19 protein-coding genes are annotated in these 15,234 nt (G+C 72.3%); 7 read left to right on the forward strand and 12 right to left on the reverse strand.

Annotated elements, in window-relative coordinates; genetic code table 11:
• Positions 1 to 37 precede the first annotated feature (37 nt).
• On the reverse strand, positions 38 to 685 hold the full coding sequence (locus ABZ312_RS15735) for a hypothetical protein (RefSeq protein WP_500330523.1): 648 nt from the start codon (positions 683 to 685) through the stop codon (positions 38 to 40).
• 63 nt (positions 686 to 748) lie between these two features.
• Positions 749 to 2,065 carry a DUF2252 domain-containing protein gene (locus ABZ312_RS15740; RefSeq protein WP_500330522.1) on the reverse strand — a complete coding sequence of 439 codons (1,317 nt, stop codon included), beginning with the start codon at positions 2,063 to 2,065 and terminating at the stop codon, positions 749 to 751.
• Positions 2,066 to 2,224: 159 nt separating this feature from the next.
• Here ABZ312_RS15740 and ABZ312_RS15745 point away from each other — a divergent pair, with 159 nt between their 5' ends.
• Together ABZ312_RS15745 and ABZ312_RS15750 are read left to right on the forward strand one after the other, a co-directional pair.
• Positions 2,225 to 2,761, forward strand: coding sequence for a VldE C-terminal domain-containing protein (locus ABZ312_RS15745; RefSeq protein ID WP_500330520.1), 537 nt, complete (start codon positions 2,225 to 2,227; stop codon positions 2,759 to 2,761).
• A gap of 251 nt (positions 2,762 to 3,012) precedes the next feature.
• A complete protein-coding gene (locus ABZ312_RS15750; RefSeq protein ID WP_500356937.1) occupies positions 3,013 to 3,432 on the forward strand; it encodes a DUF5958 family protein in 420 nt (139 codons plus the stop codon).
• 228 nt (positions 3,433 to 3,660) lie between these two features.
• Here the strand turns inward: ABZ312_RS15750 and ABZ312_RS15755 are convergent, their stop codons facing one another.
• Both ABZ312_RS15755 and ABZ312_RS15760 read right to left on the reverse strand, forming a co-directional pair.
• Entirely contained in the window at positions 3,661 to 3,786 is a 126-nt protein-coding gene (locus ABZ312_RS15755; protein ID WP_500330519.1) for a hypothetical protein, read from the reverse strand.
• 117 nt (positions 3,787 to 3,903) lie between these two features.
• Positions 3,904 to 4,227: a hypothetical protein gene (locus ABZ312_RS15760; protein WP_500437858.1), complete on the reverse strand. Its 324-nt coding sequence runs from the start codon at positions 4,225 to 4,227 to the stop codon at positions 3,904 to 3,906.
• Between the two features lie 315 nt (positions 4,228 to 4,542).
• On the opposite strand from ABZ312_RS15760, the gene ABZ312_RS15765 reads away from it, so the two are divergent.
• Complete coding sequence (locus ABZ312_RS15765) at positions 4,543 to 5,280, forward strand: GNAT family N-acetyltransferase (RefSeq protein WP_500356935.1); 738 nt, start codon at positions 4,543 to 4,545, stop codon at positions 5,278 to 5,280.
• Positions 5,281 to 5,313: 33 nt separating this feature from the next.
• Positions 5,314 to 5,745: an SMI1/KNR4 family protein gene (locus ABZ312_RS15770; RefSeq protein WP_500437860.1), complete on the forward strand. Its 432-nt coding sequence runs from the start codon at positions 5,314 to 5,316 to the stop codon at positions 5,743 to 5,745.
• Positions 5,746 to 6,060: 315 nt separating this feature from the next.
• Here ABZ312_RS15770 and ABZ312_RS15775 read toward each other — a convergent pair whose 3' ends face one another.
• Positions 6,061 to 6,666, reverse strand: coding sequence for a helix-turn-helix domain-containing protein (locus tag ABZ312_RS15775; RefSeq protein WP_500330513.1), 606 nt, complete (start codon positions 6,664 to 6,666; stop codon positions 6,061 to 6,063).
• 208 nt (positions 6,667 to 6,874) lie between these two features.
• Between ABZ312_RS15775 and ABZ312_RS15780 the strand changes: the two genes are divergently transcribed.
• Positions 6,875 to 7,525, forward strand: a complete 651-nt coding sequence (locus ABZ312_RS15780; protein ID WP_500330511.1) for a hypothetical protein — start codon at positions 6,875 to 6,877, stop codon at positions 7,523 to 7,525.
• Between the two features lie 65 nt (positions 7,526 to 7,590).
• Positions 7,591 to 7,947, forward strand: a complete 357-nt coding sequence (locus ABZ312_RS15785; protein WP_500330509.1) for a hypothetical protein — start codon at positions 7,591 to 7,593, stop codon at positions 7,945 to 7,947.
• Here ABZ312_RS15785 and ABZ312_RS15790 read toward each other — a convergent pair.
• Positions 7,926 to 8,414, reverse strand: coding sequence for a hypothetical protein (locus ABZ312_RS15790; RefSeq protein ID WP_500437862.1), 489 nt, complete (start codon positions 8,412 to 8,414; stop codon positions 7,926 to 7,928). The two genes, ABZ312_RS15785 and ABZ312_RS15790, sit on opposite strands and share 22 nt — an antisense overlap.
• A 51-nt stretch (positions 8,415 to 8,465) precedes the next feature.
• Positions 8,466 to 9,062: a dienelactone hydrolase family protein gene (locus tag ABZ312_RS15795; protein WP_500330506.1), complete on the reverse strand. Its 597-nt coding sequence runs from the start codon at positions 9,060 to 9,062 to the stop codon at positions 8,466 to 8,468.
• A 79-nt stretch (positions 9,063 to 9,141) separates the two neighbouring features.
• On the opposite strand from ABZ312_RS15795, the gene ABZ312_RS15800 reads away from it, so the two are divergent.
• Positions 9,142 to 10,245 (forward strand): mechanosensitive ion channel family protein, encoded by a 1,104-nt coding sequence (locus tag ABZ312_RS15800; RefSeq protein WP_500330504.1) that lies wholly within the window; start codon positions 9,142 to 9,144, stop codon positions 10,243 to 10,245.
• A 17-nt stretch (positions 10,246 to 10,262) separates the two neighbouring features.
• Here the strand turns inward: ABZ312_RS15800 and ABZ312_RS15805 are convergent, their stop codons facing one another.
• The 5 genes from ABZ312_RS15805 to ABZ312_RS15825 form a co-directional block, all read right to left on the reverse strand.
• Positions 10,263 to 11,858, reverse strand: a complete 1,596-nt coding sequence (locus tag ABZ312_RS15805) for a Na+/H+ antiporter (RefSeq protein WP_500437864.1) — start codon at positions 11,856 to 11,858, stop codon at positions 10,263 to 10,265.
• A 36-nt stretch (positions 11,859 to 11,894) separates the two neighbouring features.
• Positions 11,895 to 12,332 carry a GNAT family N-acetyltransferase gene (locus ABZ312_RS15810; protein ID WP_500330503.1) on the reverse strand — a complete coding sequence of 146 codons (438 nt, stop codon included), beginning with the start codon at positions 12,330 to 12,332 and terminating at the stop codon, positions 11,895 to 11,897.
• A complete protein-coding gene (locus ABZ312_RS15815; protein WP_499516802.1) occupies positions 12,325 to 13,260 on the reverse strand; it encodes an RluA family pseudouridine synthase in 936 nt (311 codons plus the stop codon). Before ABZ312_RS15815 ends, ABZ312_RS15810 begins: the two co-directional genes overlap by 8 nt.
• Positions 13,261 to 13,318: 58 nt before the next feature.
• Positions 13,319 to 13,879 carry a signal peptidase II gene (lspA, locus tag ABZ312_RS15820; RefSeq protein WP_500330501.1) on the reverse strand — a complete coding sequence of 187 codons (561 nt, stop codon included), beginning with the start codon at positions 13,877 to 13,879 and terminating at the stop codon, positions 13,319 to 13,321.
• 119 nt (positions 13,880 to 13,998) lie between these two features.
• Positions 13,999 to 15,222, reverse strand: coding sequence for a TraR/DksA family transcriptional regulator (locus tag ABZ312_RS15825; protein ID WP_500437866.1), 1,224 nt, complete (start codon positions 15,220 to 15,222; stop codon positions 13,999 to 14,001).
• Between the last annotated feature and the right edge of the window lie 12 nt (positions 15,223 to 15,234).

Genomic DNA, 15,234 nt, shown 5'->3' on the forward strand with positions numbered 1-15,234 from the left:
ACTCGTGCGTACGTGGGTGAGGGGTGGGGCGCCGTGCTCAGCGGAAGCCGAGACGGGCGGGCGGCCCTCGCCGTACGACGGAGTGCAGGAGCAGGGGCAAGGCCGGGGCGGCGGCCACGGGCCCGGCCGCGCCGGCGCGCGCGGTACCGCGCGGTCCGGCCGTCCGGAAGACGGCCACCGCGACGAGCAGCGGCCGGAAGGCGGCACGCAGCAGGCGGTGCAGGGCGTCCTCACCGCACCGCAGCCACCCGGCGGCGACCAGGCCGACGCAGACGTGCGCCAGGAGCAGCAGCCACGGCGAGGTGCCGGCGCCGGACATCCCCTGCCCCGTGGCGAGCGAGCCGCCGACGTCGCCGCCGTGGCAGGCCAGCGCCTCGTTGATCGAGCGCCACGAGCCGGTGACGGGACCGCCCCCGGGGCCGTAACAGGTGTGCTGGCCCGCGGTGAACAGCGTGTCGAGGGCCAGTTCCAGCGGGACGAGCAGCCCGGCGATCGGCCAGTAGCCGCGCTCCCGGCGGCCGAGCGCGTACGCGACCGCGAAGACGCCCGCGAAGGCCCCCGCCGTGGTCGTCATCGGCAGGGGCTCCCGCGAGAGCATGATGTGGGCGGTCGCGGACAGCGTCACGCACAGCGCGGCGAAGCATCCCGCGCGCAGTGCCCTCAGCCGGGGTCCGGTCCCTTCCATGGCGCAGAGTGTGCCATGCCGGTGTGTAAGCAATGCCTAAACCCCCGAACAAGGCGCCCGGGATCAGAGTCCCGGGATGCGCCCGTTGCGGAACAGGTCCACGAAGATCTGGTGGTCGGCGCGGGCCCGGGCGCCGTAGGAGTGGGCGAACTCCACCAGGGACTCCGTGAAGCCGTCCTCGTCCCGGGCGATGGCCGCGTCGATGGCGTCCTCCGTGGAGAACGGCACCAGCGAGTGCCCGCTCTCGTCGTCGGCGGCCGCGTGCATGCCGGCGGTGGCCCGGCCGAGGTCGGCGACGACGGCCTCGATCTGCTCCGGGTCGTCGATGTCCGACCAGTCCAGGTCCACCGCGTACGGCGACACCTCCGCGACCAGCTGGCCGACGCCGTCCAGCTCGGTCCAGCCCAGGTACGGGTCGGCGTGCGCCTGCAGCGCGCGCTGCGAGATCACGGTGCGGTGGCCCTCGTGGCGGAAGTAGTCACGCACCGCCGGGTCGGTGATGTGCCGGGAGACCGCCGGGGTCTGCCCCTGCTTCATGTAGATCACGACGTCGTTCTCCAGGGCGTCGGTGTGGCCCTCGAGGAGGATGTTGTACGAGGGCAGGCCCGCACTGCCGATGCCCACGCCGCGGCGGCCCACGACGTCCTTGACGCGGTGGCTCTCCGGGTTGATCCGGCTGGTCTCCGGCAGCGTGTCCAGGTACGCCTCGAACGCCCGCAGCACCTTCTCGCGGGTGCCGCCGTCCAGTTCCACGGCGCCGCCCCCCGCGCCGAAGCGGCGGTCCCAGGCGCGGATCTCGGTCATCGAGTCCAGCAGCCCGAACCGGGTCTGCGAGCGGGCGTGGCGCAGCGCGTCCAGCAGCGGGCCCTGCGCCGAGTCCAGCGTCAGCGCGGGGACGGCCTCGCCCTGGGCGAGGGCGCGCACGCGCTCGCGGTAGGCGGTGGCGTAGCTGCGCACCAGACCGGAGATCACGTCGTCGGCCAGGGCCTTGCTGTAGCCGATCAGCGCTATGGAGGCGGCGAACCGCTGGAGGTCCCAGGTGAAGGGGCCGACGTAGGCCTCGTCGAAGTCGTTGACGTTGAAGATCAGGCGGCCGTTGGCGTCCAGGTAGGTGCCGAAGTTCTCGGCGTGCAGGTCGCCGTGGATCCACACCCGGGAGGTGCGCTCGTCCAGGAACGGGCTGCCGTCCTTGGTGTCGGCCAGGTCCGCGTAGTAGAGGCACGCGGTGCCCCGGTAGAAGGCGAACGCCGACGCCGCCATCTTGCGGAACTTGACCCGGAACGCGGCCGGATCGGCGGCCAGCAGCTCCCCGAACGCGGTGCCGAAGACCTCGAGGATCCGCTCGCCGCGCTCTTCGTCCGTCGTCATGCCTGTGGCCATCGGTGCTGTGCCTCCTGGGCTGGTCCGTGTCTGCCGCGTCCAACGCAGGAGCGTACGCTCGCGTGCCCGGGGACGACCCCCGGCGGGGCGTTATTCGCGTCACCGTCGCACCGCGTTCAACCGGGCACTTCCGGCCACGGTCGCGCGTTCTGGCTTGCGATGAACACCACCAGGGGGCGGGACACCGCGCGCCGCGGCCGGCGGCGCACCATATTCGGGCTGCTGCTGATCGGCGGCCTCGTACTGGCCGCCGTGGCGTGGCCCACACTCTCCGCACAGGTCCGCGCGGCCAACTGGCCGAAGGAGCAACCCCGCGGGCCGCAGCACATCACCGCCCGCATGGAGGCCGTCCGCGAGGCCGTCGTCAAGGAGTTCGGCCCCCGCGGCCTCGAGGGCGCCCCCGGCTGCTACCGCGAGGAAGGCGGCATCGCCGGCGGCGGCGAACACCCTCTCGGCCGCGCCTGCGACTTCATGCTCATGCCCGCCGGCAAGAAGGCCACCGGCAAGTCCGACGCCCTGGGCGAGGCCATCGTGGCCTGGGTGCGGGAGCACGCGGACGAATACGGCATCTGGTACGTCATCTACGAGCAGCACATCTGGTCGAGCCGACTCCCGCAACAGGGGTGGAAGTTGATGGAGGACCGCGGGTCCATCACGCAGAACCACTTCGACCACGTGCACATATCGGTCTACTGAGCAGAGTTGACGCCGCCGCTGGTTGTCAACGTTCGCCAACGCTGGTCGACCTTCCACGGCCCAGGGACGGCACAGGGCCATCGTGCCCGCCGATCGCGTCCTCGGCACGACGTGCAGCGGCACGCGCGAACCTGCGGTCGCGCCACCAGAATAGACGGCGGCAAAGGGGACAGTTCCCTCCATCAGAGGGGATGCGGCGGTGGCCTCGGGCAGATGACGATGGGTGGACTGCCGAGGAGAGAGGGAAAGCCGTGCGATACAGAGCGGGCACCGGGGAGTACCTGAACGAACTCGCCCAGGACCTGCGCCCGCTCGACGAGGGGATCGCATGGTTCGCATCCCTCCCCGAGGACGAGCAAACCGGGACGCTGTGCCTGCTGGCGGGGTTCTGCTTCCAAGCCCACCCCACCGCCGAGGAAGCCCTGGAGAGCATCCGGCGTTCCGGTCTCCGGCCGACCCACACTCCTGCGGTCATGCTCGTTCGAGGACGAATCGAGGACCAGGTGGGGAGGGTCGCCGGGCTGACCCCGCAGCACGAGCGACTGAAGGCCTTCCGCCTCCTGATCGCCCTGCTGGCCGTCGCGGACGGCAGTCGCAGGGCACTGTGCCGTGTCCACAACTGCAGCCACCCCTGGCATCACCTGACCTCCAGCCGGGCGACGGCCCCGTGACGGCGCTCGCTTGCGGGGCGGCACCCGCATGAGGACTTCGTGCACAGCTACGCGCGCCGCAGCGCTTCAACTACGAGGCGGGTGTGTGCGTCGATGGTGCTGGCCATGTCGACGCTGACCTTCGTGGCCTTCGGCGATTCCGGGCTTTGCACACGTGATCCGTAGCGGGCAAGGCACGCCGCGGGGGCGCGGTATCGTCCCGCGCCCCCGCGTGCCGGGGCGGTCGGGTCAGTAGCGCGCGCCGACGGGGGCCGGTATGGCGTCGAGGTCGGCGAGGTCGGCCGCGGAGAGGCGGACGTGGGCGGCGCCCGCGTTGTCGGTGAGGTACGGAATCGAGCCGACTCCTGACGGCATCGGAGATCCTGACGGCGAGACCGGCGTGGCACTCTCGACCGGCCTGCCGGGATGCCTCGCCGTCGGCGTGGGCGTGTCGGTCCACCGATGCATGCGGATGAGGACGAGGGCAGGGGCCTAGCCACCCGCCGTGGGCCGCCGGTCGGCGGTGACGACCGCATAGGCACGCTCCACCTCGCCCAGGTACTGCTCGAGGCGGAAGCGCACCTCTTCGACGGGTCTGCCATCGATGCCGGGGTACATCAGGCCGGACCAGATGACCGTCCCGCCCCGGAGCCGGAGCCGGAGCCGGATGCCCAGCCTGCCCGGCCCCGACCCGGCCTGCCCCTGGGCTGCCACCTCCACCTCACGCGGCATGTCCGTCGGATAAAGCGGCCCGCCCGGCCGGAGCAGCCGCCTCGGATCGAGGCCGGCCATCCTGCTGTCGCTGCGCGCGACCATGTCGAGACCGTCGACGAAGAGGTACGTGTGAACGGCGGCGCACACGGGCTGCCCAGGACACGTGCCGATGAGCAACGAGCTCACCGCATCACTGCCTCGTTCATCGGACCCCGCGGCCCTCACCTCGCGCGGCGCCCTACGCGGCATCCACCTGATGGGACGTCATGGGGTGATCGTAGCGGCCGCGTCGGACCGACCCCGCGAACGTCGCGCCGGAGGTCGCAAGAGATCCGGGCCCGTACACCGGCCGCCGATCGGGCCGGCTCCTGTGCTCACGCCGCCTCGCACTGGGCACTCGAATGGCAGGATCCACGCATGCCTGACGACCTGACGGCTCGTGCTCAAGCCCTGTGGCGGGAACTGGCCCGCGCACCTGTCGAATTCGGACGCTCCGCGGCCCAGGTGGTCGTCTCACCGGGGTCGGGGTTGTGTCCCCCTTCGTGGTGTGGGGTCGTGGTGCTGGGCGGAGCAGGGATCGTCACGGTTCCGACAGCCGAGGTCGCCGGCCTGCTGTGCAAAGCCACCGCTGGGATTCCTCCGGACGCCCTCGTCCGGACGGACGCGCTCCGGACGGTACTGCCCGTCATCGAGGTACTCGGTCCGGCCACCCTCGCTTACCTGTCCGACGTGGAGTTCCGTCCTGCGCCCACGGACCGGGCTGTGGTGCGCCTGCCCGCGGAACACCCTGACCTGCTGGCCTTGCTCGGGGCAGCGGGGCACGAAGACGCCGGCGAAAGCGGCCTGGATGAGATCTCTTCGCCTGCGTTCGTCGTCCTCGACGGCGGCGAGGTCGTGGCCGCAGCGGGATATCGGCTGTGGCCCGGGAGTACTGCTCATGTGTCGGTACTCACGGCACCGCAGCGCCGCGGTCATGGGTTGGCGAAGACCGTGGCCTCCGCAGCAGTGGCTCATGCTCTCGATGCGGGTCTCCTACCTCAGTGGAGAGCTCGGCCCGAGCCGTCCCGAAGGGTTGCGGGCGCGCTCGGTTTCCGAGAGGTGGGGGCCCAGTTGAGCTTTCGGCTCAAGACCGGCGCCGGCGTATCCGGAAGCTGACCGGTTGACCAGCCCGCCGCATATGCTGCGCTGATGTGGAAAGAGACCGCTGCCGAGCTCCTGCCCGACGGCGCATTTCGACCACCGGTTGACCGGGCAGCCCTCGCCGAGGCCGAGCAGCGTCTGGGGCGGGCCCTGCCCGCGCAGTTGGCCGCCCTGCTGCTGGAGGCCGACGGGATGGTCGGCACCTACGGCAAGGACGTCGTCTGGTCCCTGCATCGGATCGTGGAACAGAATCTGCTGTTCTGGTCTCCCGATGCGTTCCCTGGCCTGTACATGCCCTTCGACGCCCTGCTGTTCTTCGGTGACAACGGCGGGGGTGACCAGTTCGCCTTCGTGCAGACGCCCAAGCGTCCGGACATCTTCGTGTGGGACCACGAGGACGACAGTCGGCTGTGGGCTGCGCGGGAGCTGGACGATTATCTGCGGCGGGCCCTCGCCGATGGCGGCGACTGGTACCGGTAGCCGGTCAGGCGAAAGGGCCTTGTGGCCGACCGACGAGTGCGGGCGGCTGTGCGATGGCCGCGCACAGGCGTCGCCGGCGCCGGACGGCGACCGCGATCCAGGTTCCGGCGAACCCCACCGTGACCCAGACGAGCACCCCTTTGAGGGCCACGTCCGATTCGCGGAGCATCCCTGTCCGGGCTGCGCCGCGCATGAGGGCCTCTGCCGACGCGAGCGGCCCCTGGACTTCCCCCACCGTCCCCACCCGTCTCCCCCGTTCCGGACGGAGGTTACTGCGTTACTGCGACGGGGAAAGCGCGATCAGCCAGCTCGTCCTCAGCCGTCACCGCCGCGCCCCTTCCCCCGGCTGGGCCTGGCCCGGACGTGCATGCGCTCGCCCTGGCGGCCGAAGAGGCTGAGGATCTCGACGGGTTGGTCACCGGCGCTGCCGAACCAGTGCGGCATCCGGGTGTCGAACTCGGCGGCCTCACCGACGCCGAGGACGACCTCGCGGTCGCCCAGCAGGAGTCGGAGGCGTCCGGAGAGCACGTACAGCCACTCGTAGCCCTCGTGGACACGGAGGTCGGGCTCGCACTGGCCCGCCGGGACGACGACCTTCCAGGCCTGCGGGGAACCCGGCTGCCGGGTCAGCGGCAGGACGGTACGGCCGTTCACGCGGCGGGGCTTGAGGCGTACCCGGGGGTCGCCGGCCTCCGGGTCGCCGACCAGTTCGTCCAGCGGTACGCGGTGCGCCCGGGCGATCGGGAGGAGGAGTTCGAGGCTGGGGCGGCGCCCGCCGGTCTCCAGGCGGGACAGGGTGCTCGTGGAGATGCCCGTGGACTCGGACAGCGCGGCCAGCGTGACGCCCCGCTGCGTGCGCAGGCGTTTGAGGCGGGGGCCGACCTCCGCCAGGGCGGCGGCGATCGAGGACAGGTCTTCCATCCGCCCATTCCACCCCGGCCGTCCCCGGAACGGCAACGAACGTTGCCGTCGCGCGGAACGAGCACGCGTAGGCCGTCGTGGCGATCGGCGGTGGCGGCGGCAGGCCCAGGCGCCGTGCCGACCGTCATCCACGACGTGACGCCCCCGCCACGCTCCCTCCGGCCCCCTTGGATACGGTCGGGATCGAACCGGGAGGTGGGTGGGGGCCGTGAGCGTGATGGGCGTCTGGGTGGTCGGGGCCGTCCCCGACGACGAGGCACGGGCGTTGTCCCGGCACGCGGCCCGGCGGGGCACCGGAGACGAGGACCTGCCACCGGTGCACGCGCAGGCGCTCGCCTGGTGGTCGGGCGGAGGTGACGCGGAGCGCTTCTTCGATGGCACCGCGGACGGCTCAGGTGGCGCGTCCCCCACCCCGGCCGCGCTGCGGTTCGCCGAACTCGTGCACTGCAACACCGCCCCCGACGACGAGCCCGCGCTGACCCTTCAGGACGAGCTCATGGAGCTCATGCCGACGACCGGGGGCGACGGCCCGTTCGCCGCCGTCGCCCGTAAGGCGAGCCCGGTCGCGGCGCTGCTGCACGGTCTCGGCGCGGAGGCTTCGGCCCTGCTGCCCGGCAGGTTCGGCGAGTTCCTGCTGAGCCATGACGAGGTGGTGGCGGCACTCCCCCGGGTCGTGCGGGCCCTGGACGTCTCCGGCGCCCGGCGGGACGAGGTCCTTTCCCGCGTGGCCGGCTGGATGCGCGGCATGGGCGACGCCCCGGAGTTCGACGGGGCCGAGCTGCTCGACGCCCCCGTGCGTGTGCTGCGTCACGCCGCCCGGTCCGGCCTCGGTGCCGCCGCGTTCAGCCGCTGGTACTGAGCCGGGCCTCGATCCGCTAGGTTGAACGCGTTCAAAGTGCTGTTCGCCAGGGGGAAGGGGCGGCCATGAGGGCTGAGGTGGGGCGACCGGAAGCGCGGGCGGGGATCGGGCGGCGGCAGTGGGTGCTCGCGGTGGGGGCGTTGGCCGCGGCCGTGCCCGGGCTGCTCTTCGGGCTGGACAGCTACTACGGAGGCTTCTTCGTGCTGACCGTGGTGCCGCTGGCGCTGCCACCGCTCCTGGGGCGGTTCCCCAGGGTGTTCGCCCAGGCCTGCGTCGTCATCGCGCTGGCGCTGGTCACCTGGTCCGTCATCGGCGCGGTGCCGGCGATGTACGTGTTCCTGCCCTCGGCCGCGCTCCTGCTGCTCGCCGCGGCCGCCGGGCCGCGCGGGGCCGCCTTCGCTCAGGGGCGGATCCAGCAGTAGAGCCGCCGTCCGCCCGCCGCCGCGCGGCCGGCCAGCCCGGCGAGTTCCTTGAGGAACAGCCCGAGGACGTCCGGGCCGTGGACGCCGTGGAGACCCCCGGAGGTGCGGGACCACCCCATGGCGACGTCGTCCAGCAGGTCCGCGTCGAAGGCGGCGAGGGCGTCGCGGAAACTGTCGGTGAGCGAGACGGCGACCACCCTGCCCTCGCCGGCCACGCCCACCAGGGCGCCGCGGCGCGGGTCGGAGCGCACGTCCTCGGGGGCGCGGCCGGTGATGAGCACCTCCGCGGGGAGCAACTCCACGACCGGGTCTATGCCCTGGGTCACGTGCTCGTCGCGACCGTCGCCGTCGGCCTCGCGGAGCTCGCGAGGCCCCCGGTACTCGCACAGCTCACGGAACTCCCGGACCACGGCGCGTGCGGCGTCCTTGTCGTCGGCGGCGGAGTAGTACCCGTAGAGAACACCCATGTCCTCGATGATCTCAGCGGGCACTGACAACGGCCCCCGTCCGCAACGGCGTTACGCCTCCCCCGCCGTCCCGGCCTCCGCCGCGAGGTCGGCGAGGAAGTCCAGGGCGACCGCCCAGGTCTGCTCGGCCGCCTCCGCGTCGTAGTCGTCGAGGTCCGGGTCGGTGAAGAGGTGTCCGGCGCCCCGGTAGCGGTGGATCTCCACGTCGGCGCCCGCCTTGCGCATGCGCAGGTACCAGGCGTTCAGCCAGTCGTCGGGCTCGAAGGGGTCGGGCTCGGCGACGTGCAGCTGGACGGGGAGGTCGGTGGCCGCGTCGTCGGCGATGTCGGAGGTGCCGTGCAGCAGCAGGAGGCCGCGGGCCCTGTCGTCGGCGAGGGCGAGGTTCTGCGCGATGGAACCGCCCAGCGAGAACCCGGCGTAGACCAGGCCGCGGCCGGAGAGCGGGCCGGAGACGGTGACGGCGCGCATCAGCAGTTCGTCGCGGCCGATCTCGTCCTTGATGGCCATGCCCTCCTCGACGGTGTCCGCGGTGCGGCCCTCGTAGAGGTCGGGCACGTGCACCTCGTGGCCGGCCGCGCGCAGCCGGTCGGCGGCGGCGTGCACGGCGGGACGGAGTCCGTAGGCCGAGTGGAACAGCACGATGGTCATGCCCGAGCTCACAATTTCACTTCCCATGATCGGCGCACGGTCGGGTACGGGCTCCATCATGCCCGTTACCGTCGAAGACATGGATTCCGTCATACGACCGCTCGGCGTGGTGGGCGGCTCCCTCGTCGTCACGCTCGCCGTGGGCTGGGCCGTGGACCACGCGCTGCGCCGGGCGGACGCCCGGCACCCGGAGACCCCGCTGTGGAACCTGCTGCGCCGCGCCCGGCTGGCGCTCCAGCTGGTGATCTGCAGTTCGCTGCTGCGCGGCTCGTACGAACAGACGCACCTGGCCCGCGGCCACACCCGCGGGATCGGGCAGGTGCTGACGCTGGTGCTGATCGGGGCCTGTGCCTGGCTGGTCGTCAGGGTCGCGGCGGCCGTCGTGGAGGCCTCCTACTCGCGCTACGCCTCCGCCGCCCAGGACGCGGCGCGGGTGCGGCGGGTGCGGACGCAGGTGAGCCTGATCCAGCGGGTGGTCACCGCGGTCGTCGGCGTGGTGGCGATCGCGGCCATGCTGCTGACCTTCCCCGCGATGCGCGGCTTCGGCGCCTCGATGCTGGCCTCCGCGGGGCTGATCGGCATCGTCGCCGGCATAGCCGCCCAGTCGACGCTGGGCAACCTCTTCGCGGGGCTGCAGATCGCCTTCGGCGACATGGTCCGGATCGGCGACGCGGTGGTCGTGGAGGGCGAGTGGGGGACGGTGGAGGAGATCACCCTCACCTACCTGGTGGTCCGCACCTGGGACGAGCGGCGGATCACCATGCCGGTCTCGTACTTCACCAGCAAGCCCTTCGAGAACTGGTCCCGCGGCAACGCCCGGATGACCGGCACCGTCTACTTCCACCTGGACCACGCCACGCCCGTCGACCTGATGCGCGGACGCCTCCACGACGTCCTCAAGGAGTGCGAGCAGTGGGACGGCCGGGCCTGGGGCCTGGTGGTGACGGACACCACCCCGTCCACGATCGAGGTGCGGGCGCTGGCCACGGCGAAGGACGCGGACGACATCTGGACGGTGCGCTGCGTGGTGCGGGAGCAGATGATCGACTGGCTGCGCCGCGAGCACCCGTACGCACTGCCGCGCATCAACACCGCCACCGCCCCCGGCCTGGCCGAGGCCCCGGACCGGGAGCAGGCCACACCCGGGGCCGAGGACATCGGTCCCGGCCCCGGATCCCGCTAGGCAACGCGCCGGGCCGGTTACCGGGACACGCGCAGGCTGCGCACGTCGAGCTGGCGCAGCACCCGGTCGACGATCTCGGGGTCGTAGCCGGGCTCGCTGCGGGCCGCGAGGACCTCGTGCCGGGCGGCGGAGAGCATGTCGCGCTGGACGCGCTCGACGGTCCTGATGCGGCGCACGCGGGCGGTGTGCCGCTCGCGCTTCTCGTCGTCGACGATGTCGGGGCAGATCCGGGCCCCGACGTCGAAGGCGCGGCGGTGCAGGAGTTCGGAGACCTCCTCGGAGAAGTCCTCGGTCGCCTCGACCTCCTTCAGCCGCTGCTTGGCGGCGGCCATGGCGCGCAGCGCGAGCAGCATCTCCATGTCGTGCTCCACCTGGGTGTCGCTGCTGACCCCGAGCCGTTTGACGACCTGCGGAAGGGTGAGGCCCTGCAGCACGAGGGTGGTGAGGACGACGGAGAAGGCGATGAAGAGGATCTCGTCACGCGCCGGGAAGGCCTCACCGGCCTCCGTGGTGTGCGGGATGGCCAGCGCCAGGGCGACGGACGCCACACCGCGCATGCCGGCCCACCACATGACGACGGTCTCCCGCCAGGACATCGGGATGTCCTCGTCGAGGTCGCGCCGCTTGTGCAGCCGTCTGGTCACCGCTGCCGCCGGCATCAGGTAGGCCAGCCGTACGAGGACGACGGCGCCGACGACGATCGCCGCGGGGCTCAGCATCGTGCCCCACCGGCCGGCGCCGACGCCGAAGACGTTGTGCAGCTCCAGGCCGATCAGGCCGAAGGCGACGCCGGTGACGAGCGTGTCGACGACCTCCCAGAAGGTGGCGCCGACCAGTCGCCCGGTCACGTCGTCGGCGTCGCGGGCGTGTTCGGCGAGGAACAGCGCGGTGGTGAGCACCGCGAGGACGCCGGAGCCGTGCGCCTCGTCGGCGATCGCGTACGAGGCGAACGGGACGAGCAGCGAGAGCCCGATCTGCAGGGTCGGGTCCCCTACGACGCCCATCAGCTTGGAGGCGGTCCAGCCGAGCACGACGCCGACGCCGACCGCGACCACCGCCGACAGCAGCAGTTCGCCGAGCGCCTCGGGCCAGGAGAAGGAGCCGGTCACGGCCGCGGCGACGGCGACGTTGTAGACGACGATCGCGGTGACGTCGTTGAACAGCCCCTCGCCCTCCAGGGTCGACACCATGCGGCGCGGCAGGCCGAGGCGCCCGGCGACGGCGGTCGCGGCCACCGGGTCGGGTGGGGCGACCAGCGCGCCGAGCGCGAGGGCGGCGGCCAGCGAGATGCCGGGGACGACGGCGTTGGCGATGGCGCCCACCGCCGCGGTGGTGATCAGCACCAGTGCGACGGCCAGCAGGAAGATGGCCTTCTTGTTGACGGCGAACTGCCGCCAGGACGTGCGCTGTACGGAGGCGTAGAGCAGCGGCGGCAGCACGAGCGGCAGGATGAGCTCGGGGTTGATCTCGACGTTCGGCACGAACGGCAGGAGGGCCAGCACGACCCCGAGCAGTGTCATCAGCACGGGCGACGGCAGCCCCATCCGGTCGCCCAGCGGCACCATGACGATGGCCGCGAGCATCAGGGCGAAGAACAGCGCGAGTTGATCCACACCCCTAGCGTGGCATGTCGGCTGCCTCCGCCCCGGTCAGAGCACGCGCCTCATCGACAGGTGCGGGATGCCCGCCTCCTCGTACTCCTCGCCGAAGGACGTGTAGCCCAGGCGCTCGTAGAAGCCGACGGCGTGCGACTGGGCGTGCAGCTCGACGGCGGACAGGCCGTGCCGCCGGGCCTCGTCCTCGATGGCGCGCACCAGGGCCACGCCGATGCCCAGCCCGCGGGACGCGCCGGTCACGGCGAGCCGGCCGAGGATGCCGGTGCCGTCCTCGCCGAGGAGGAGCCGGCCCGCGCCGAGGCCGCCCCCGGGGCCGGTGGCCAGGACGTGCACGGCGTCGGTGTCGTGGGCGTCGTACTCCAGCTCGGCGGGGACCTTCTGCTCGACGACGAAGACCTCGTGCCGCACCGCGTAGTACGCCTTCAGGTCGTCCGGGTCGGTGGCGACCCGGACCTCGTAGGTCTCAGGCACTGTCGGCTCGCACGGCGTCGAGGGCGTACTGCAGGTCGTCGGGGTAGGAGCTCTCGAACTCCACCCAGCGGCCGTCCTCGGGGTGGGAGAAGCCCAGGCGGACGGCGTGCAGCCACTGGCGGGTGATCTTCAGCCGTTTGGCGAGGGTGGGGTCGGCCCCGTAGGTCAGGTCGCCGACGCAGGGGTGGCGGTGGGCGGCCATGTGGACCCGGATCTGGTGGGTGCGGCCGGTCTCCAGCTTGATGTCGAGCAGGGAGGCCGCGCGGAACGCCTCGACGAGGTCGTAGTGCGTGACGCTGGGCTTGCCGTCGGCGGTCACCGCCCACTTGTAGTCGTGGTTGGGGTGGCGGCCGATCGGCGCGTCGATGGTGCCGCTGAGCGGGTCCGGATGGCCCTGGACCAGCGCGTGGTAACGCTTGTCGACCGTGCGCTCCCGGAACTGCTGCTTGAGGTCGCTGTACGCGATCTCCGACTTGGCGACGGCCATCAGCCCCGAGGTGCCGACGTCGAGCCGGTGGACGATGCCCTGGCGCTCGGCGGCGCCGGAGGTGGAGATCCGGTAGCCGGCGGCGGCCAGGCCGCCGATGACCGTGGTGCCGGTCCAGCCGGGGCTGGGGTGTGCGGCCACGCCCACGGGCTTGTCGATCACGACCACGTGCTCGTCGTCGTGGACGATCCGCATGCCGGGCACCGGCTCGGCGACGACCTCCACCGGGCGCGGCGGCGCGGGCATCTCGACCTCGAGCCAGGCACCGCCCGACACCCGGTCGGACTTGGCGGCCTCGCTGCCGTCGATCGTCACCTTCCCGGCGGCGGCCAGCTCGGCCGCCTTGGTCCGCGAGAAACCGAACATGCGGGCGATGGCGGCGTCGACGCGCTCGCCCTCGAGGCCATCGGGGACGGGAAGGGATCGAACTTCGGCAGGCATACTCACCTGATCGAGTATGCCGGATCCGCGGGGCGTCCTCCGCCGCCCCGATCCCGGCTCAGTCCTTGTGGACGGTTCCGTCCGGGTCGAGACCGCGGAAGGACAGCAGGACGATCAGGATGCCGCCGCAGACGATCGCCGAGTCGGCCAGGTTGAAGACCGCGAAGTGGGTCGGCGCGATGAAGTCGACCACGTGCCCCTGCAGGAAGCCCGGCGCGCGGAACACCCGGTCCGTGAGGTTGCCGAAGGCGCCCCCGAGCAGCAGCCCCAGCGCGATCGCCCACGGCACGCTGTGCAGCTTGCGGGCGATCCTGGCGATCACCACGATCACCGTGACCGCGATCACCGTGAAGACGATGGTCATGCCCTGGCCGAAGCCGAAGGCCGCGCCGGCGTTGCGCACCGCTTCCAGGCGCAGGTAGCTGCCGAACACGTCGATGGGCTCGTGCCCCTCCAGGCTGGTCACCACCCAGATCTTGGAGAGGAGGTCGAGGACGTACGCGAGCGCCGCGACGCCGAGCAGCACGGCGATCCGCCGCGGCCCCTTGCCGGTGACCTCGTCCGTACCGCCGGTCGGCTCCTCGGCCGTGTCCGCCGCGGTCTCCTGTGCCTTCGCCATGTGAGTCCTTCAGCCCTGATCTGCGCCAGTCCGGATCCTGACGCAGACGAGGTTACGGCACATACGTCCGAACAGCGGGGCTGCGGGGGTTCGGGCCCCGCGATTCCCCGTGTCCGCGGTCAGTGGCGTTCCTGGCGCTGCTTGCAGTCCACGCAGAGCGTCGCACGGGGGAAGGCCTGCATCCGCGCCTTGCCGATCGGCTTGCCGCAGGACTCGCAGAGCCCGTACGTGCCGGAGTCCAGCCGCTCCAGCGCGTGCTCGGTCTGCGCGAGCATCTCGCGGGCGTTGGCGGTCAGCGCCATCTCGTGCTCGCGCGTGATGTTCTTGGTTCCGGTGTCGGCCTGGTCGTCGCCGGCGCCGTCGCCCGAGTCGCGCAGCAGCCCGGTGATGGCGTCCTCCGAGGTGGAGATCTCGGACCGCAGCCGGTCCATCTCGGCCAGCAGTTCGGCGCGCGCCGCGTCCACCTCCTCCTCGGACCACGGCTCCTCGTCGGGCCGTACGGCCAGGTCGCCCGCGGCGACGACGCCCGCCGCCTCGGCGATGCGGGCCGTGGGGACCGCGGAGGCGGACGCCCCTGCCGCGGCCGTACCGGCCGCCGTCTTCTTCGCTGCCACCGTCTTGGCTCCCGTCTTCGTGGCCTTCGTGGTCCTCGCCGCCGCTCGGGCGGGGGTCGTGCCGGTCTTCGCGGTCCTCGCGGGTGCGGCCGTCGCGGCCGTACCCGCGGTCTTGGCGGTCTTGGCGGTCTTGGCGGTCTTGGACGTCTTCGCGGCCTTCCCCGCGGGCGCGGCCTTCTTCGCCGGTGCGGCCTTCTTCGCCGCGGCCGGCGCCTTCGCGGGCTTCTCCGCCGCCGTGACCGCCTTCTTGGCGGGAGGCGCGGTCTTCCTCGCGGTGCGTGCCGCGGTCTTCCGTGTGGACGCCGCCTTGGTCGTCGTCTCCTCCGCCACGGCCGCCTTCTTTCCTGCGGCCTCGGCCGCGGTCTTCCCCGCGGCGGGCGCCGCGGCCTTCTTCGCGGCGGGTGCCGCCTTGCGTACGACAGCCTTCTTCGCGGGCGCCTTCTTCCCGGCCGCGGCCTTCTTCGCGGTCGTCCTGGTGGCCGGCGCCGCCTTCTCCGGCGGCGCGGACGTACGGGGGACCACCCGCTTCGCGGGGGTCCGCTTCCCCTCGGCCGCTCCTTCGCCGGCCGTGGCGGTGTCGCTGCGAGCGGGGGACGCGGCCCTGGTGGGGCGCTTGGCCGCCGCCTTCCGCGCGGTGGGCGCGGCGCTCTTGCGGGCCGCGGAGGCGGCCGCCGGTGCCGTCTTCTTCGCCGTCGTCTTCTTCGTGACGGTGGTCTTCTTCCCCACCATGGCCGAGGCCCC

It is taken from the genome of Streptomyces sp. NPDC006207 (genome assembly GCF_040613835.1).
In the GTDB taxonomy this organism is placed as follows: Bacteria; Actinomycetota; Actinomycetes; order Streptomycetales; family Streptomycetaceae; genus Actinacidiphila.